Source organism: Sphingorhabdus lacus (assembly GCF_009768975.1).
GTDB lineage: Bacteria > Pseudomonadota > Alphaproteobacteria > Sphingomonadales > Sphingomonadaceae > Sphingorhabdus_B > Sphingorhabdus_B lacus.
Window position 1 is genome coordinate 2636958 of record NZ_CP035733.1, and the last position, 17110, is coordinate 2654067.

Annotated in this window: 15 protein-coding genes; 9 read left to right on the forward strand and 6 right to left on the reverse strand. The window is 57.7% G+C overall.

The features are described 5' to 3' along the window. Positions 1-3 precede the first annotated feature (3 nt). The 3 genes from leuS to holA are packed head-to-tail and all read left to right on the forward strand — an operon-like array spanning position 4 to position 4024. On the forward strand, positions 4-2520 hold the full coding sequence (leuS, locus tag EUU25_RS12445) for a leucine--tRNA ligase (protein WP_158901439.1): 2517 nt from the start codon (positions 4-6) through the stop codon (positions 2518-2520). Next, a complete protein-coding gene (lptE, locus tag EUU25_RS12450) occupies positions 2517-3005 on the forward strand; it encodes an LPS assembly lipoprotein LptE (protein WP_158901441.1) in 489 nt (162 codons plus the stop codon). The genes leuS and lptE overlap by 4 nt, the downstream gene beginning before the upstream one ends. Further along, entirely contained in the window at positions 3002-4024 is a 1023-nt protein-coding gene (holA, locus tag EUU25_RS12455; protein WP_158901443.1) for a DNA polymerase III subunit delta, read from the forward strand. Before lptE ends, holA begins: the two co-directional genes overlap by 4 nt. Before the next feature lie 2 nt (positions 4025-4026). On the opposite strand, the gene EUU25_RS12460 is transcribed toward holA, so the two are convergent. After that, positions 4027-4521, reverse strand: coding sequence for a DUF4402 domain-containing protein (locus EUU25_RS12460; protein ID WP_246163004.1), 495 nt, complete (start codon positions 4519-4521; stop codon positions 4027-4029). 137 nt (positions 4522-4658) lie between these two features. On the opposite strand from EUU25_RS12460, the gene msrB reads away from it, so the two are divergent. After that, positions 4659-5051, forward strand: coding sequence for a peptide-methionine (R)-S-oxide reductase MsrB (gene msrB, locus EUU25_RS12465; protein WP_158901447.1), 393 nt, complete (start codon positions 4659-4661; stop codon positions 5049-5051). Between the two features lie 45 nt (positions 5052-5096). After that, the gene (locus tag EUU25_RS12470; RefSeq protein ID WP_158901449.1) at positions 5097-7127 is read left to right on the forward strand and encodes a transglycosylase domain-containing protein; all 2031 of its coding nucleotides are present in this window, start codon (positions 5097-5099) and stop codon (positions 7125-7127) included. 6 nt (positions 7128-7133) lie between these two features. On the opposite strand, the gene ribA is transcribed toward EUU25_RS12470, so the two are convergent. The 4 genes from ribA to EUU25_RS12490 all read right to left on the reverse strand — a co-directional run bounded on the left by ribA (position 7134) and on the right by EUU25_RS12490 (position 12295). Beyond that, positions 7134-8195, reverse strand: coding sequence for a GTP cyclohydrolase II (ribA, locus tag EUU25_RS12475; protein ID WP_158901451.1), 1062 nt, complete (start codon positions 8193-8195; stop codon positions 7134-7136). Next, entirely contained in the window at positions 8195-9001 is an 807-nt protein-coding gene (xth, locus tag EUU25_RS12480) for an exodeoxyribonuclease III (protein WP_158901453.1), read from the reverse strand. Before xth ends, ribA begins: the two co-directional genes overlap by 1 nt. A 287-nt stretch (positions 9002-9288) precedes the next feature. Further along, a complete protein-coding gene (locus EUU25_RS12485) occupies positions 9289-9912 on the reverse strand; it encodes a LolA family protein (protein WP_158901455.1) in 624 nt (207 codons plus the stop codon). A 64-nt stretch (positions 9913-9976) separates the two neighbouring features. Continuing rightward, a complete protein-coding gene (locus EUU25_RS12490; RefSeq protein WP_246162710.1) occupies positions 9977-12295 on the reverse strand; it encodes an FtsK/SpoIIIE family DNA translocase in 2319 nt (772 codons plus the stop codon). A 120-nt stretch (positions 12296-12415) separates the two neighbouring features. Here EUU25_RS12490 and EUU25_RS12495 point away from each other — a divergent pair, with 120 nt between their 5' ends. Then, on the forward strand, positions 12416-13636 hold the full coding sequence (locus tag EUU25_RS12495; RefSeq protein ID WP_158903383.1) for an FAD-dependent monooxygenase: 1221 nt from the start codon (positions 12416-12418) through the stop codon (positions 13634-13636). Here the strand turns inward: EUU25_RS12495 and EUU25_RS12500 are convergent. After that, positions 13633-14298, reverse strand: coding sequence for a YiaD family glycine zipper/OmpA-like lipoprotein (locus EUU25_RS12500; RefSeq protein WP_484590546.1), 666 nt, complete (start codon positions 14296-14298; stop codon positions 13633-13635). The two genes, EUU25_RS12495 and EUU25_RS12500, sit on opposite strands and share 4 nt — an antisense overlap. A 151-nt stretch (positions 14299-14449) precedes the next feature. Here EUU25_RS12500 and EUU25_RS12505 point away from each other — a divergent pair, with 151 nt between their 5' ends. The 3 genes from EUU25_RS12505 (at position 14450) to EUU25_RS12515 (ending at position 17108) form a co-directional block, all read left to right on the forward strand. Continuing rightward, positions 14450-15787, forward strand: coding sequence for a hemolysin family protein (locus EUU25_RS12505; RefSeq protein ID WP_158901459.1), 1338 nt, complete (start codon positions 14450-14452; stop codon positions 15785-15787). 74 nt (positions 15788-15861) lie between these two features. After that, positions 15862-16641 carry a succinate dehydrogenase iron-sulfur subunit gene (locus tag EUU25_RS12510; RefSeq protein ID WP_158901461.1) on the forward strand — a complete coding sequence of 260 codons (780 nt, stop codon included), beginning with the start codon at positions 15862-15864 and terminating at the stop codon, positions 16639-16641. A gap of 14 nt (positions 16642-16655) precedes the next feature. After that, positions 16656-17108, forward strand: a complete 453-nt coding sequence (locus tag EUU25_RS12515; RefSeq protein WP_343032364.1) for a PaaI family thioesterase — start codon at positions 16656-16658, stop codon at positions 17106-17108. Positions 17109-17110: the final 2 nt, after the last annotated feature.

Consider the following 17110-nt stretch of genomic DNA (forward strand, 5'->3'; position numbering starts at 1 on the left):
TCGATGAGCCAGCCTGACCGTTTCAACCCGCACGTCGCCGACGCGCGGTGGCAGAAGATTTGGGAAGACCAGGCGAGTTTCGTCGCCGATGACACCTCGCCCAAACCGCGCAGCTATGTGCTGGAAATGTTTCCCTACCCGTCAGGGCGTATCCACATCGGACACGTCCGCAACTACACGATGGGGGACGTCCTAGCCCGTTATAAGCGGATGACCGGACATGAAGTTCTGCATCCCATGGGCTGGGATGCGTTCGGTATGCCGGCTGAAAATGCCGCCATGGAAAAGGGCGTGCATCCGGGCGGATGGACCCGTGACAATATCGCCAATATGAAGGCGCAGCTGAAGCGGCTCGGCTTTGCCATTGACTGGACGCGCGAACTGGCGACTTGTGAGCCGGAATATTACGGCCATGAACAGGCTCTGTTCCTCAAGCTCTATGCCGCTGGCTTGGTTTACCGCAAGGAATCCGCCGTAAACTGGGATCCGGTCGACATGACCGTTCTGGCCAATGAGCAGGTGATTGACGGCAAAGGCTGGCGTTCGGGCGCGCCTGTCGAACGGCGCAAACTCAGTCAGTGGTTTTTGAAAATCACCGATTTTGCGGACGAACTGCTCGAAGGCCTTTCGTCGCTGGACCAGTGGCCCGACAAGGTCCGGTTGATGCAGGAAAACTGGATTGGTAAGTCGAAGGGCTTGCGCTGCCGCTTTGCATTTCCCGGATCGAGCGGCGACGGCATTGATGTGTACACGACCCGTCCCGACACCATGTTCGGGGCGAGCTTTGTGGCGATTGCTGCGGACCATCCAGTAGCGCAAAAGCTCGCCACCAACGCCCCTGAATTGCAGGCCTTTATCGAAGAATGCCGCAAGGGCGGGACAACTGCCGCCGATATTGAAACGGCGGAGAAAAAGGGATTCAATACCGGCCTGACCGTTGAGCATCCGCTGGACCCAAGCTGGCATCTGCCGGTCTATGTCGCCAATTTCGTGCTGATGGATTATGGAACCGGGGCGATTTTCGGCTGTCCGGCACATGACCAGCGCGATCTGGATTTCGCGCGCAAATATGACCTGCCGGTCACGCGCGTTGTATCGGACGGGGATATCACAGACAGCCACTTCGCCGGGGACGTCGCCTATACAGGCCCCGGCACTATCGTGAATTCCCATTGGCTGAACGGCCTTTCCGTCGAACACGCAATTGCCGATGTCATTGCCAAGGCGGAATCCGAAGGCTGGGGCAAAGGGCAAACGCAATACCGGTTGCGTGACTGGGGCGTCAGCCGCCAGCGTTACTGGGGCACGCCCATTCCGATCATCCATTGCGACACCTGCGGTGCGGTTGCCGTGCCCGAAGCGCAATTGCCGGTAAAGCTTCCCGAAGATGTCACATTCGACATCCCCGGCAATCCGCTCGACCGCCATCCGACATGGAGCAAAGTCGACTGCCCGCAGTGCCACAAGCCTGCGCGCCGTGAAACCGACACGCTGGATACCTTTGTCGATTCCAGCTGGTACTTCATCCGCTTTGCCAGCCAGCCCGATGACAAGCCATTTGATCGTGCCGTCGCCGAAAAATGGCTGCCGGTGCAGCAATATATTGGCGGAGTGGAACATGCGATCTTGCATCTTCTCTATGCCCGATTCTGGACGCGTGCCCTCAGTCATATCGGCATGATTGACGTCAAGGAGCCTTTTGCTTCGCTATTCACGCAAGGGATGGTGACGCATCAGACATTTCAGGATGCCGACGGCAAATGGTTAAGCCCAGAGCAGGTTACCCGTTCAGGCGACAATTGGACAATCGCCGAAACAGGCGCGCCTGCAACGGCCGGCCGCATCGAGAAAATGTCCAAGTCGAAGAAAAATGTCGTCGATCCCGATGACATTGTCGACCAATATGGAGCCGACGCCGTGCGCTGGTTCATGCTGTCGGACAGCCCGCCCGAACGTGATCTGGAATGGTCCGAGGCCGGTATTGAAGGTTGCTGGCGCTTTGTTCAGCGCCTTTGGCGTCTGACTGGCCAGGTCAGTGGTGCCGAAGGCGAAGACAAGGCGCTGCTGCGCAAAACGCATCAGGCCATTTCAAGCGTCGGCGCGGATATCGAAGCGTTGTCCTTCAACAAGGCCGTGGCGAAAATTTACGATCTGGCAAATGCCATCGAGAAAGCTGCCCCGTCCGCATCGCGCGACGCCGCTATCAAGACCATCCTGCTTTTGTCCGCCCCGATGGTGCCGCATTTGGCGGAAGAGGCCTGGACAAAATTGGGTGCGGGCTTGATCGCCGACGCATCCTGGCCCGATGTCGATCCCGCATTGCTGGTGGAAGATGAAGTCACCATCGCGATTCAGGTCCAGGGCAAATTGCGCGATACGTTGACGGTGGCCAAAGGTCTTGGCCAGGACGATATGCAGGCGCTTGCGCTTGCCAGCCAAAAGGTCCAGCATGCCATTGGAGATGCGGAGATCCGCAAGGTCATTGTCGTACCGGACAGGCTGGTCAACATCGTAATATGAGACATTTGCTCGCTTTGATTTTGGTAAGCCTGACGCTGTCCGCATGCGGGTTGAAGCCGCTATATAGTGGCGGGTCGACAGGCGCTGTCGCCTCCACCTTGGGCACGGTCATGGTGGAACCCATCGCCGGCAAAAATGGGTGGCTGATGCGTAATGCCCTGAACGATCGGTTGGGATCGGCCCAATCCACGTCGGCCAAATTCCGTCTGGTTGTGGCTTTGGATGACCAGATTGAAGGCTTCGGTGTGCGCGCCGACGATACCGTCACCCGTGAACGGCGCACCTTGCGTGCGCGCTACCAGCTTATCTCGCTTACGACCGGCGAAACCGTGTTGGATGCGACGGCCGGGGCGGATGCCGGTATCGACGTGGTCAGTTCGGAATATGCGACCATTGCCAGCGAAAACACCGCGCTCGAAAATTTGACCCAGCGTGTCGCGGACCAGATTGTCACGCGCCTCTCGCTCTACGCAGGCGGCGAATGAGCAACGCCAAGGAACGCGGTTTCATAAGCGCCATTACAACGCGATCCGATATTCGGCTGTTCTTCATTTTTGGTCAGGACGAATCGGCAATTGCCGATATTGCAAGCCAGATGGCGGCGCAGTTAGGCGGTGCCGAGCGCATCGATATCGACAGTGACCGCATCCGCAATGACCCCGCGCTTTTGGCCGATGAAGCCTCCGCATTGTCGCTATTTGGCGACAAACGCTATGTCCGGGTCAACTTCCGCCGCGAAGAAGCATTGGCCGCGGTCGAAAACCTGCTTGAACTGGACAGTTGTGTAAACCCGGTGATCGCGACCGCCGGAAACCTGACTAAGACCAGCAAATTGCGCAAGTTGGTGGAAAGTCATCCGCGCGCCTTATCCCATATCTGCTATCTGCCCGAAGAGACCGACGCCGCTTCGGCAGTGATGGGCTATGCCGCCACCGTCGGCTTGAAACTGGACCGGAGCCTTGCCGCACGCATTGCCCGCTATACCCATCAGGATCGTAAATTGGCGCAGGCGGAAATAGAGAAGCTGGCGCTTTATTATGACGCATCGCCGCAGCGGCCCGCGACCGTCGATGTCACCACTTTTGAGGCTTTATCGGCCGAAACGGGTGAGGAAAATGTCAACGGCCTGATCAACCAGATCATGAATGGCGACTTGCGCGGCACAGGGCGTGAACTGGTTTCAGCCCATAATCTGGGTGTGGATGCGATCCGTATTACCCGGGCACTTCAACGCCGCGTGACCTTGCTTGCTGCCTTGCGGGCCAAGGTCGACAAAGGATCCAATCCCGGCGCTGTTGTGAAGGCGACGCGGTCGATTTTCTGGAAGGATGCAGACGATTTCGTTAACCAGTTGGGTCGTTGGACGTCCGTTCGTCTGGTCGGCTTAAATGGTCATCTGCTCGATCTGGAATCCAAGCTCATGAGCGTGCGGGAGGGTCTTGGCGTCATCATATTGGAAGAGGAATTGATCCGGATTGCGCGGGCTGCAGCGCGCAGCCGGTAAAGTCATTCATATTGAGCGGTAATGGGTATCCGTGCACGAAAAGTGCCCGATGCGTTCCCCTGCACCACCAATTTGCCGCCAAAGGAAAAGCTCAGGCGACCTTCGCGATCCAGTCGCGGATTGCCGACAATGCTGGCGCGCAGTCCGACGATCTTGATAACGGCACCAGTCGATGACGTCATATTTGCGGTTTGCGGCATATCAATGCGAATGGCCCGGCCGGGTTCACCGCGCACAATTGCGGTGCCCGCAAAAGCGGGACCGCCCAGATCAATGATCGATCCATCGACGCGACGACTTCCATTATGGGGGTCCACATCAATCTGGCCGCCACTGCTACCCGAAAGCGCCGCACGGCTGAAGTCGAGTTGTGTGGTGATGTCTATGGAGAGAGGTGCCGCTTTAACCGTTGAAACTTGGGTGCTTTCTAACGTTTTCGTGCACAGCAGACAGGGTTCCTCACCCGCAGCCACCAGCAACGGCAAAAGCATCAACACGGTCAAAGCGCGGCGCTTATGATCTGGTCCTATCACAGCCTTTTTACATTAGCGGCTTTATGGTAAATGTTAGGTTAAACCACGGTCTTGAAGAACAGCACTCACCCCACCATCTCCATGGTCTGAAAGGCGGAACAATGGAAAAAATTCACAAGAGCGATGCGGAATGGCGGGCGGAATTGGACCCTGTGCAATATCATGTCCTGCGCGAGGCTGGGACAGAGCGGGCCTTTGCGGGAAAACTGACCGATGAGAAACGTTCCGGTGAATTTCGCTGCGCAGGTTGCGGCACGGCCCTGTTCGTATCGGACACCAAATTCGACAGCGGTTCAGGTTGGCCCAGCTTTACCGCACCTGCCGATCCGGAAGTTGTCGAGGAACATCGCGATATATCCCACGGTATGGTCCGCACCGAAGTGCGCTGCGCCGCGTGCGAAGGACATCTGGGTCATGTATTCCCCGATGGTCCCGGGCCAACGGGCTTGCGTTACTGCATCAACAGCGCTGCGCTTGAATTCGACCCCGAATAACTTGGTCCTTGTCCCCGAATCCCATTGGCGATAACAACGCCCCCAATGGCATCTGCATACACTCCAAATAGCGGACGAGGCTCATTCATGGTCTGGGTTATTCGTCTTTTAAAAATCGGTGTTGGCGCGTTACTTCTGGGGCTGATGGTGCTCGGCATATTCGTTGCCGTCGCCCGCGGAGAAATCGACAGTTTCGAAGATCTGAAGGCTTCGCCCAATGGCCAGATGATCCGCGTGCGCGCTGCGGACGGAACAGTAATCCAGTCCTTGGGGCCAAGCTTTGGTCGTTGGCTTACCTTTTCACAGCTCCCGACCGAGATGAAAGAAGCGATGGTCGCTGTTGAGGACCGCCGCTATTATATGCATCCGGGCGTCGACCCTATCGGCATTACCCGCTCCTTTTACGTGCGCGCAATTGAAGGGCGCTGGACGCAGGGCGGGTCCACCATCACGCAGCAGCTTGCCCGCAACATCTATCTGAATAATAATAAGGAATTCGGCCGGAAGATCCGTGAGATAATTCTCGCACTGGCCATGGAAACGAAGTTTTCCAAGGAGCAAATACTCGAGCTTTATCTGAACAAGGTCTATTTCGGTGGTGGCGCCTATGGTGTTGATGCCGCGAGCCGCAAATTCTTCGACCATGGCGCAGAAGATCTTTCTCTTGCCGAAGCCGCCATTATCGCAGGGCTTGTGAAAGCGCCCTCGCGCTATTCGCCGACCGCGGATGCAAAGGCAGCGCTCGACCGTGCGGGCGTGGTGGTTGAAGTGATGCAAGATGCCGGCATGATCACGGCCGAACAAGCCGCGGCGGTGAAGCCGGCCCAAGTCAAGATTGCATCCGAACCGCCACAGGATAGTGTCCGTTATTTCACCGACTGGGTATTGCCGCAGCTTGATGGCCTGATCGACGAGACAGAGAAACCAATCGATGTATGGACCACGCTCGACCTGAAAATGCAGCGCGCGGCAACCAAGGCAATCGTCAATAATGTGCCGAAAGGCGCTCAGGGTGCATTGGTGGCCATTGATCGCGACGGCGCGGTAAAGGCCATGGTGGGCGGGACCGATTATGTGACCAGCAACTATAACCGCGCTGTGACCGCCGTTCGGCAACCGGGATCGGCGTGGAAGTTGTTCGTCTATCTGACGGCGTTGGAATCAGGCTTCCGTCCCGAAGACAAGGTCGTCGACGAACCCGTCGAAATCGAGGGTTGGCAGCCCAAAAACAGTGGCGGCAATTATGCCGGCGAGATCACGCTGCGCACCGCATTCGCCTATTCCAAAAACACAGTGGCCGCAAAAATTGGCGAAGAAGTGGGCACGAGCAGCATTGCCAATATGGCGCGGCGCTTCGGTATTACGACGCCGATCAACACGCAGCCATCCATGGTGCTTGGAACTTCCGAGGCGCGCGTAATCGATATGACTCGTGCCTTTGCCGAAGTGGCCGCCAAAGGCCGCAGCCTGACGCCCTACGGCATTTCCAAGGTCACCACGATCGATGGGGATGTGATCTATTCGGCCAAGCCGCAGAAATCGATCCAGTTGGTTGAAGAATGGGTTGCAGGCGGGATGACCGATCTGATGCAGACCGCCGTTGCAACCGGAACTGGACGGGCAGCGAACATTGGGCGGCCCGTGGCCGGTAAGACCGGCACGACGACCAGCAATAAAGACGGCTGGTTCCTCGGCTTTTCAAGCGGCTTGACCACAGGTGTCTGGATGGGCCGCGATAATGCGCGTGCCGTCGGCGGTTTGGAAGGCGGACGTGCACCGGCGCAGGCCTGGGCGGCCTTCATGCGCATCGCTGTCGCTGGCCGACCGGTCGAACAATTCGCCACCGAAGTCACCTTCCCTGAGCGTCTGGAAGACGAGGAGCTTTTGGGTGAAGATGGCGAGCCTCTGCTTCTGGACGAAAATGGAAATCCGATAGAAGGCGTTCCCTCCGTCGATGACCCCGGATTACCCGACGTCACACGGCCCGAACAGCTGGATGACGAGTTTATCGATAAAGCACTTGGTCGCCGTCCGGCCGAGCCCGAACCTGAACCCAACGATCCGCAAGGCTTTTAATCTCGTTTAGAGCTTGTGCCCCGTGCGATCCCGCTTGGTCGCCAGATAATGGGCATTGTGCGGGTTCGACGCGATTTTCAGCGGCAGGCGTTCCGGAACTCCGATCCCCTCGGCCTGCAATCCTGCAACCTTTTCGGGATTATTCGTCAGCAATCTTACCGACGGCACGCCCAAAAGCTTGAGCATTTGTGCCGCCACAGAAAAGTCGCGGGCATCAATGGCAAAGCCCAGCCGGACATTCGCATCGACAGTGTCAAATCCCTGGTCCTGCAAGGCATAGGCACGCAATTTGTTGATGAGGCCAATGCCGCGGCCTTCCTGCCGCAGGTAGAGCAATATGCCCCATTGTGCGTCGGATATCTGGTGTAGTGCCTCATGCAATTGCGGGCCGCAATCGCATTTCAGGCTTCCCAATACGTCGCCGGTCAGACATTCGCTATGCAACCGCACCACCGGAGCCGTCTGGTCGCGCTTTCCAATTATGAGGGCGATATGATCGGTCGAGTCTGCGACAGAGCGAAACGCCACAATCTCCGCCTCGGCATTCGCCGCGACGGGCAGGCGCGCGCGGGTTGCGATCTCAAGCCTGTTGCTATCGTCGAACGCAATCACATCTTCAGGCGTGACGATTTCTTCGGCCACCGCCCCTTCGCCTACAACAAGAAACGCTGGCAACAGACCCGCAAGACGCGCCAATTCCATTGCGGCAGAAGCACTTACCGCATCCTGCAAGGGTAGGGCCGCGAAAGGGCCCTTCATCGGATAGCGCAAATCAAGCGTTGGGTCGGCGATGGCCAGCGCCATCGACATATCCATGTCCGCCGGAACCGCTATGCACACGGGAAGATTGGTATCTGCGGCAGCCCGCTGGTTGACCAGTTTCAACGTTGCGGCCCGGCTGGCCGACAACAGCAATCCGGTGATGTCGGTAATGGCGTTCGTCGTTTCGATGGCCGCAATCTGGATAGCGGTTTCTGCCGATTCAATCCGGACAATCCACCCCCGGCGAAGCGCGTCAATGGCTCGCGCTGCGTTCCGAGGATTTCCAACCGCCGACGACGGGGCCATCAAAAGGCAAATTCCGTAACAATGGGTGCATGGTCCGAAGGCTTGCCCCATCCGCGTATGTGCTTGTGCACAACATGCGATTTGGCTTTGTCTTTAAGGTCGGGGGTCACCCACATATGGTCCAGCCGACGTCCGCGGTCGGACGTCTCCCAATCCTGCGCGCGGTAACTCCACCAGGTGTAGAGCTTCTGCGAAGGATCAACAAAATGGCGAGCGATATCGACCCAGTTACCGGCATCCTGGATCGCGGCGAGATGTTCGCATTCAATTTTCGTATGGCTGACCACATTGACCAGCTGCTTATGGCTCCACACATCATGTTCCAGCGGCGCGACGTTGAAGTCCCCGGTCAAAATGGTGGGGCTGCTGACGCTGTCGGACCAGTCTTTCATGCGGGTCAGAAAATCGAGCTTTTGCCCGAATTTCGGATTTGCCTCACGGTCCGGAATATCGCCGCCTGCCGGTATATAGACATTGTCGAGACGTACGCCCTTCGTGGATTCGATATTCAGCTCGGCGCTGATGTGGCGCGCCTCTCCATTCGCCTGCCAGTCTTCGACCCTGCGGTTGATGAGCGGTACTTTGCTGACAATCGCCACGCCATGGTGCATCGGCTGGCCGTTGATCATCATATGGCGGTAACCCAATTGCCGGAACAGGCCTTCGGGGAACAGGCTGTCGATGACCTTCGTTTCCTGAAGGCACAAGATATCGGGCGCCTCCTCTTTCAGAAAGCGTTCGACAATGTCGATCCGGGCGCGGACCGAATTGATATTCCACGAGGCGATGCGGAGTGTCTGTGACATAAGCTAAAGGCCCTAGATGCACCCGAGGCCGTGGGCAAGCGGCTGATGGCAAAATGAGGCGGAAAAAGCAAAGCCCTCATCCCGGGGGCATTTGGGATGAGGGCTAAGCTTGCGTTCGTCACGCGGATATCAGGGCCGGCTTCATCGTCGTGGGCAACAGGGGGAAAACCACACGAACTACCAACCGCTGATGAGGAATTTATACTATGGGTTTCCTGTCATTCAGATGAACAAGGAACCTTGGCGCGGCGACTGGTCGGCGCACAGCTTCGGTTCGTCGCCCTAGATCAACTTTTGCGGCGAACCGGGCGTGGGTCTTTCCAGGTAAAGGCCGAGTTGGGCACGTTTCCGTTATATTTGACATTATCGAGTCGGATACTGGTGCGGTTATTCTTCGAATCGAGCGCAACCCATCCGTTCAGCGTCAGTCCGCCCGGCGCGCCAGCCTGACGCACGAACACCATCGTGATGACGCCAAATTCCGGCCGCTTGGGATCGCGCACTTCAACGCTGATCACATCGTCGGTCGATGTTGCGACCAGCTTTCCATAGCGGCGCAGGTCCTGACCCGGATCCAGCAGCGCAGCAAGCGGGCTGTTGCGGATCGGCCAACGCTGCACCTGACGGACTTCATAGTCGACCATCGTCAGCGCTTTGCCGTCACCGACAATCAGCAACGGGACGCCTTTTTGATATTCAAACCGGATATGGCCCGGTCGCTTGAGCAGCAATTTGCCCGACAGGGTCGAACCGCGCCGGTCCGTTTGCGTAAAGGTCGACGTCATAGTGCCGACGGACTGCATATGGGCGACCACGCGGTCCATCTTGGCCGAGCCACTTTGCGCGGAACCCGGCATCGGCATCACCAGTGCGACCGGCGCAAATATCAGGGCGTATTTTCCAAAAGTCATTTTCACTATCCAATGGGGAGGGCCGGACCGTCTGCCAAACAGGCGTTGAACCATGTCTGAACGCCTAAAGAGGTTCGCCGTTCCGGTCACGCAGAACTTCGCGGCGGCCGATATGGTTCGGGCCGCTGATAAAGCCATCCTCTTCCATCCGGTCAATTAACCGCGCTGCGCTGTTATAGCCGATACGCAACTGCCGCTGGATCCAGCTTGTCGATGCCTTCTGGCTTTCAAAGACGATCTGGCAGGCCTTGCGATATTGCGAGTCTTCCTCGCTGTCTTCACCGCCGATGCCGCCAAAATCGAATCCGCCGTCTTCGGGTTCTTCGGTGACCGCCTGAATATATTCGGGTTGGCCTTGTCCGCGCCAATGGTCAGCCACACGTCGCACTTCATCATCCGACACAAAGGGACCATGGATACGGGTCAAACCGCGTCCGCCTGCCATATAGAGCATGTCACCCTTGCCCAAAAGCTGTTCGGCACCCTGCTCGCCCAAAATGGTGCGGCTGTCGATTTTCGACGTCACGTGGAAGGAAATCCGTGTCGGCAGGTTAGCCTTGATTACGCCTGTAATAACGTCAACCGATGGCCGCTGCGTCGCCATGATAAGATGGATGCCCGCCGCACGCGCCTTTTGCGCCAGCCGCTGGATCAGGAATTCCACTTCCTTGCCTGCGGTCATCATCAAATCGGCAAGTTCGTCGACGATGATGACAATCTGGGGCATCGGCTCATAGGCCAGTTGCTCTTCTTCATATTGCGGTTGGCCGGTCATCGGGTCGTAGCCGATCTGCACCTTGCGTCCGAGGGGCGCGCCCTTCGCCTTGGCCGCGCGCACTTTTTCGTTGAAATTGGCGAGGTTGCGCACACCCAGCGAAGACATCATGCGGTAACGTTCTTCCATCTGCTCCACTGCCCATTTCAGGGCACGGATCGCCTTTGCGGGCTCCGTCACCACAGGGGACAGCAAATGGGGGATATCGTCATAGCTGCTGAGTTCCAGCATCTTGGGATCGATCATGATCATCCGGCACTGGTCCGGCGTCAGCCTGTAAAGCAGCGAGAGTATCATGCAGTTCAGACCGACCGACTTACCCGAACCGGTGGTCCCTGCCACCAGCAGATGGGGCATGGGCGCCAAGTCGGCGATCACCGGGTCGCCCGATATATTCTTGCCCAATATGATTGGCAGCGCGCCCTTCTGGTCTGCAAAGGCGCTCGAACCGACCATTTCCTGAAATACCACGGCCTCCCGGTGCGCATTGGGCAGTTCGATCCCCATGACTGTCCGGCCGGGTATTGTGGACACACGGGCCGACAGCGCCGACATGTTGCGTGCAATATCTTCGGCCAGTTGAACGACGCGGCTGGACTTGATCCCGGCGGCGGGTTCCAACTCGTACATGGTCACCACTGGACCGGGCCGGACCGCTACAATCTGGCCCTTCACATGGAAATCGTCGAGCACGGATTCGAGCAGGCGTGCGTTGGCTTCCAGCGCGGTTTTATCAAGCTTCGGTGCTGAAACAGCAGGTGGTGGATCCAGAAGGTCGAGCGACGGCAGGGCATAGCTGCCGAAAAAGTCTCCCTGTCGCGCCCCTGTTGAAAATGCGGCTTTCTTGGGTGCCGAATTGCGGTCGTCGATGACCGGCGGTTTTCGGCTTTCTGGCTCCACCGCCTTGCGGGGTGGCTTGGGTTCCAGATTGATCACGGGTGCAGGCTCTTCGATATCGTCAGCGGCGTCCAGATTCATTCCGAATTTCGGCATCGGCAAGGCAGGTATGCGCAGCAAGGGGCGCTCCAATTGCAATGACCGGATGACGACCGTTATGCCGCCCAACAACGTCCCGACTATAAGGATCACACGGATCAGCGTTCCCAAAGCGCCTTCAACCTGTCCAATCAGCGGCGTGACGGCGCTGTCCAGCAGAAGGGCGATAGTCCCGCCCCATCCTGCAGGCAGACCAATGTCGCTGCCGTGCTGCCAATAGGCCATACCGAAACCGATGATGAGCATGCCTGCAAGACATGTCAGCAATTGCCGCTTCCACTGGGGCTGCGGAACATCGCGCCACAGACGTCGTGCGAAGATGAGCATGAGCGGGAAGAGAAATATCGCCGGCATGCCGAACAAGAACAGCGCGGCATCGCCAATATAGGCCCCCGCCTGTCCCATCAAGTTATGCTGGACATCCGCAGCTGCGCTGTTGAACGCAGCATCTGCCGGGGAATAGCTTAAAACCGAAAAGCCGTAAAAGAAGGCAAACAGGCCAAGCGCGGCCGCACCGAACAACGCACCGCTCCGGATGAGCGACGCGCGCATCATCTGGCGCCAGTTGGCCATATTGTTCTTGCCCGTGATTTTCGAAATGCGCGACGCCATGAAACACTGCTCTATAAGGTTAATACGCCCCCTTTTCGCCTTCGCCGGAGTCCCCGTCAAGCATTACGGGCAAAATCCTCCTTTGAGTCCGGTGACCAATTGGGCCATAAGCCTTATATGATGGAAAAAGCGGATATCATTATCATCGGCGGCGGTCTTGTGGGGCTTACCCAAGCGCTCGCCTTGGCCAAGCATGGAATCAGCAGTCATGTCGTGGATCGCGCCGATCCCGAAGCGATGCTCGCCCATGATTTTGACGGGCGGACTTCGGCCATTTCCAGTTCGAGCATGAAAATGTTTGAGGCCATCGGCCTCGGCGAAGCGTTGGAAGGCAAGGGCTGCCCGATCGAACAGATTTGGGTCAGCGACGGCCTGAAGCCCGGTTCGCTCGATTTCGTTCCGGGGGCGGAAGACGGCTATTTGGGGCAGATGTTCGAGAACCGGTTGATCCGGCGCACCTTATACGAAGCCGCGAAGGCGAGCGATGCCATCCATTTGCACATGCCCGCCAGCATCCTATCCAAGGAACGCGACGCAACGGGCGTGACCGTCACGCTTGACAATGGCACCACACTTTCCGCCGATTTGATGGTTGTCGCCGAAGGGCGGCAAAGCACAACGCGGGAAGAGGCCGGGATCAAGATCATCCATTGGCAGTATAATCACAGCGCGATGGTTGGCGCGGTTTTCCACGAAAAGCCCCATCAGAACATTGCATACGAGATTTTCTATCCGAGCGGACCCTTTGCGGTTTTACCCATGCTCGACAGTGCCGATGGGCGGCATCGCTCCGCCATCGTCTGGTCGGTGGATGAGGCTGATGCGCCCGGCTATATGAAGCTGTCGAAACGGGGATATGCCGCCGAACTCGAAAAGGGCATGGGCGGTCTGTTGGGCAAGGTCGAACTGGCCGCGCCGCTTTCCAGCTACAAGCTTGGTTTTCATCATGCCGGTTCCATAACGGCGGAACGGCTGGTCCTGATTGGCGACAGCGCCCATGGAATCCACCCCATTGCCGGACAGGGGCTCAATCTTGGGCTCCGCGACGTTGCGGCACTGGCCGAAGTGTTGGTGGATGGAATGCGCCTTGGCCTTGATCTGGGCGATGCCCAGTTGATGGAGCGTTACAGCCGATGGAGAAGCGTCGACACATTGCTGGTTGCCATGTCCACCGATGGGCTGAACCGGCTGTTCGGCATCCCCGGAAAAGCCGCGTCCGCGATACGGCGTTTCGGCATGGGTCTGGTGCAGCGCACCCGCCCCGCCAAGGCCTTTTTCATGGCCGAGGCACGGGGCGAGAGCGGTGCTTTACCCAAATTGCTTAAAGGCGTTGCTGTTTAACCGGCGGTTACCGGTACCAGACGGATTTCTACCCGCCGGTTCGCGGCACGACCCGTCTCGTCCAGATTGCTCGCCTTGGGCTGGCTTTCGCCATAGCCTTTGGTGGCGAGACGCGCAGACTGCACGCCACGTGATCCCAGATAGGCCGCAACCGAAGATGCACGACGTTCGGACAGCGCCTGATTATAGGCATCCGATCCGGTGGAATCGGTGTGGCCCAGCACGTCGACATAGGTTTTCTCATATTGGACCAAGGTCGCCGCGACCTGATCCAGCGTCGCGCGAAAATTGGGTTCAATGTTGGAACTGTTCACCGGAAATGTGACTTCTGAGGGCATATCCAGCACCAGATTGTCGCCGTCACGGATGACATTGACGCCGGTACCGGCGGTCTGCTGGCGCAGCTTCTTTTCCTGTTCGTCCATATAATAGCCGACACCAGCTCCTGCGACCGCGCCTATACCTGCACCGACGATCTTTTCGGTTCGGTCGCGGCGGCCACCCACGAGATCACCCAGCAAATATCCACCGAGCGCGCCGCCGACGCCGCCGATTGCGGCCTTCGAAATTGTGCGCTTGCCCGTCTCGGGATCGGTCACACAGCCCGCCAGGGGCAGCATCGACGCCAACACGGTTAAGGATAGGATTTGTTTCGTATTCATGTTCATAGCCTTCCTGATGATGCATTTATTAAACCCCACGGAAGATCAACCGGAGATTATTCCGGACGCAGGTCGCATCGGAATGGCTAACGCTTCACGTTGCATTTTGTTGCCATGACCCGATGTTTCGCACTATGGGACATAGCCTTCTATGCAACCACTTAGCCCCTTTCCCTGGTTTGATGCCGCGACCATCCTTGTGCTGATCGCCATCAACGGCGTCTTCGCAATGTCCGAACTCGCCATCGTGTCCGCCCGCGCCGCCAAGTTGAAAGCCATGGCCGACAGCGGCACCCGCGGCGCGAATACCGCGCTTCGGCTGGCGCGCGATCCGGGTAAATTTTTGTCGACGGTGCAGATTGGGATTACCCTGATCGGCATTATTGCGGGCGCCTATTCGGGCTCTACCCTAGGCGAGCCGATGGCACAGAGACTTGCTTATGTGGGTTTCCCCGCGGATTGGGCCGATACCTTTGGATTCGGTATCGTCATATCTATCACCACCTACGCATCCTTGGTCGTCGGTGAACTGGTTCCGAAGCAATTTGCGCTTGTCGCGCCGGAACGCATCGCGGTTGTCGTTGCAGGACCGATGGAAATGCTGTCGCGCATTACCGCACCCATCGTCTGGCTGCTGGACCGTTCAAGTGCCCTCATCTTCCGGATGGTCGGCCTTCGCCGCGACAGCAGGGAAGCCTTGACCACCGAAGAACTCCGTATGGTCTTTGCCGAAGCCACGCATGCAGGAATCATTGAAGAGCATGAGCATAAGGTGATCGCCGGTGTCGTGCGCTTGGCCGACAGGCCTGTGCGCGAAGTGATGACGCCGCGCACCGACGTAGACCGCATTTCAGCCGATGCGTCCGAAGAAGAAGTCCGCGACGTGCTGGTGAACTCGCCGCATACCCGTATTCCGGTAACCGGCGAGAATGCCGACGATATCATCGGGGTCGTCCAGTCACGCGATATCGTTGCGGCGCAAATTGGCGGGCGGCGGCTCGACCTGCGCGACCTGATGCGCAAGGCGGAGATTGTTCCGGATCAACTCGACGCCATGGATGCCCTTGAAATCCTGCGGTCGTCCGATGTGCCCATGCTTCTGGTCTATGATGAATATGGCCATTTTGAGGGAATCGTCACGCCCAACGACTTGCTTGCCGCCATCGCCGGCGAATTTGCGTCGGATCAGGCGCAGGGCAGCGCTCCGAATATTGTCACATTGGAAGACGGGTCGATGCTCGTCTCGGGTGCAATGTCCGCCGATGCCATGGCCGAAGTGCTCAGCATCGACCTTCCCGATGACCGGGATTATGCCACTACAGCGGGGCATGTCCTTCATATCTTGCGCCATTTGCCCGAAGAGGGCGAATCCTTCGTCGACCAGGGCTGGCGTTTCGAGATTGTCGACATGGACGGCCGCAAGATCGATAAATTACGTGTGTCGCTTGCAAAAAAGGCAAGCCAAATCGACGCAGTTGAGGGCTTGTGATTAGCGATACGGTTGGTTAGGGCATTGCCGCTACAACGGAATAACAAGACATCTAGATTCCACGGGATATTCAAATGGCTGATTTCTTTTTACCCAAAAACAGTAAGGTCCAGAAAGGCCGGGTGCATGCATCCAGCACCGCGGGTAAAGTAAAGAAATTCAAGGTCTATCGCTACGACCCCGACAGCGGTGAAAATCCACGCTACGACACATTTGAAGTCGATACTGACAATTGCGGTCCGATGGTCCTCGACGCCCTGATCAAGATGAAGGGGGAGCAGGACAGTTCGCTCACCTTCCGCCGGTCCTGCCGCGAAGGCATTTGCGGATCCTGCTCGATGAACATCGACGGCAAAAACGGTTTGGCGTGCACCACGGCGATTGAGGATTGCAAAAGCGAAGTGACCATCACGCCGCTGCCGCATATGGAAGTGATCAAGGACCTCGTCCCCGATTTCACCCATTTCTATGCGCAATATGCGTCGATCAAGCCTTGGTTGCAAACCGTAACACCTGAACCTTCGGGCAAGGAACGCCTGCAGTCACCGGAAGACCGTGCCAAGCTGGATGGTCTGTATGAGTGCATCTTGTGCGCCTGCTGCTCGACAAGCTGCCCATCCTATTGGTGGAACAGCGACAAGTTCCTGGGCCCGGCCATTCTACTACAAGCCTATCGCTGGCTCGCCGACAGCCGCGACGAAATGACGGGTGAGCGCCTGGACGAACTGGAAGATCCATTCCGTCTGTACCGCTGCCATACGATCATGAACTGCGCCAATGCCTGCCCCAAGGGCTTGAACCCTGCCAAGGCCATCGCGGAAACCAAGAAAATGGTTGCCGAACGGCACATCTAAACGCGGGACATCACTTGGAAACACCCGCATTTGATAGCAGTCCGGATCCAGACAATCCGGGTTGGCTAAATTGGCAGATGACCGATGCGACGCGGTATAATGGAACCGTGTTGGGTAAGATGCTGGTGCGCAGCGAAGGCGACGGCAAGGCCCGCTTGCGCATGTTTCCCGAGCACCGTCACAGCAATTTGCGCAACGCCGTGCATGGCGGGGTGACGTTGGGCTTTATCGATGTCGCCATGTTCGGCGCATCGCGGATGTTCGGCCTGATCGAGGCCGGGGCCGCCGTCACGCTTGACCTTTCGGTACAGTTCATCGGCGCCGGTATCATCGGCGAACCTTTGGACGCCGAGGTAGAGCTGTTGAAGGAAACCGGCCGCTTGCTGTTCATGCGCGGCATCGTGACCCAGGGCGACGAACGTGTCGCCGCCTTTTCCGGCACCATAAGAAAACCCACCCGAAAGTGACC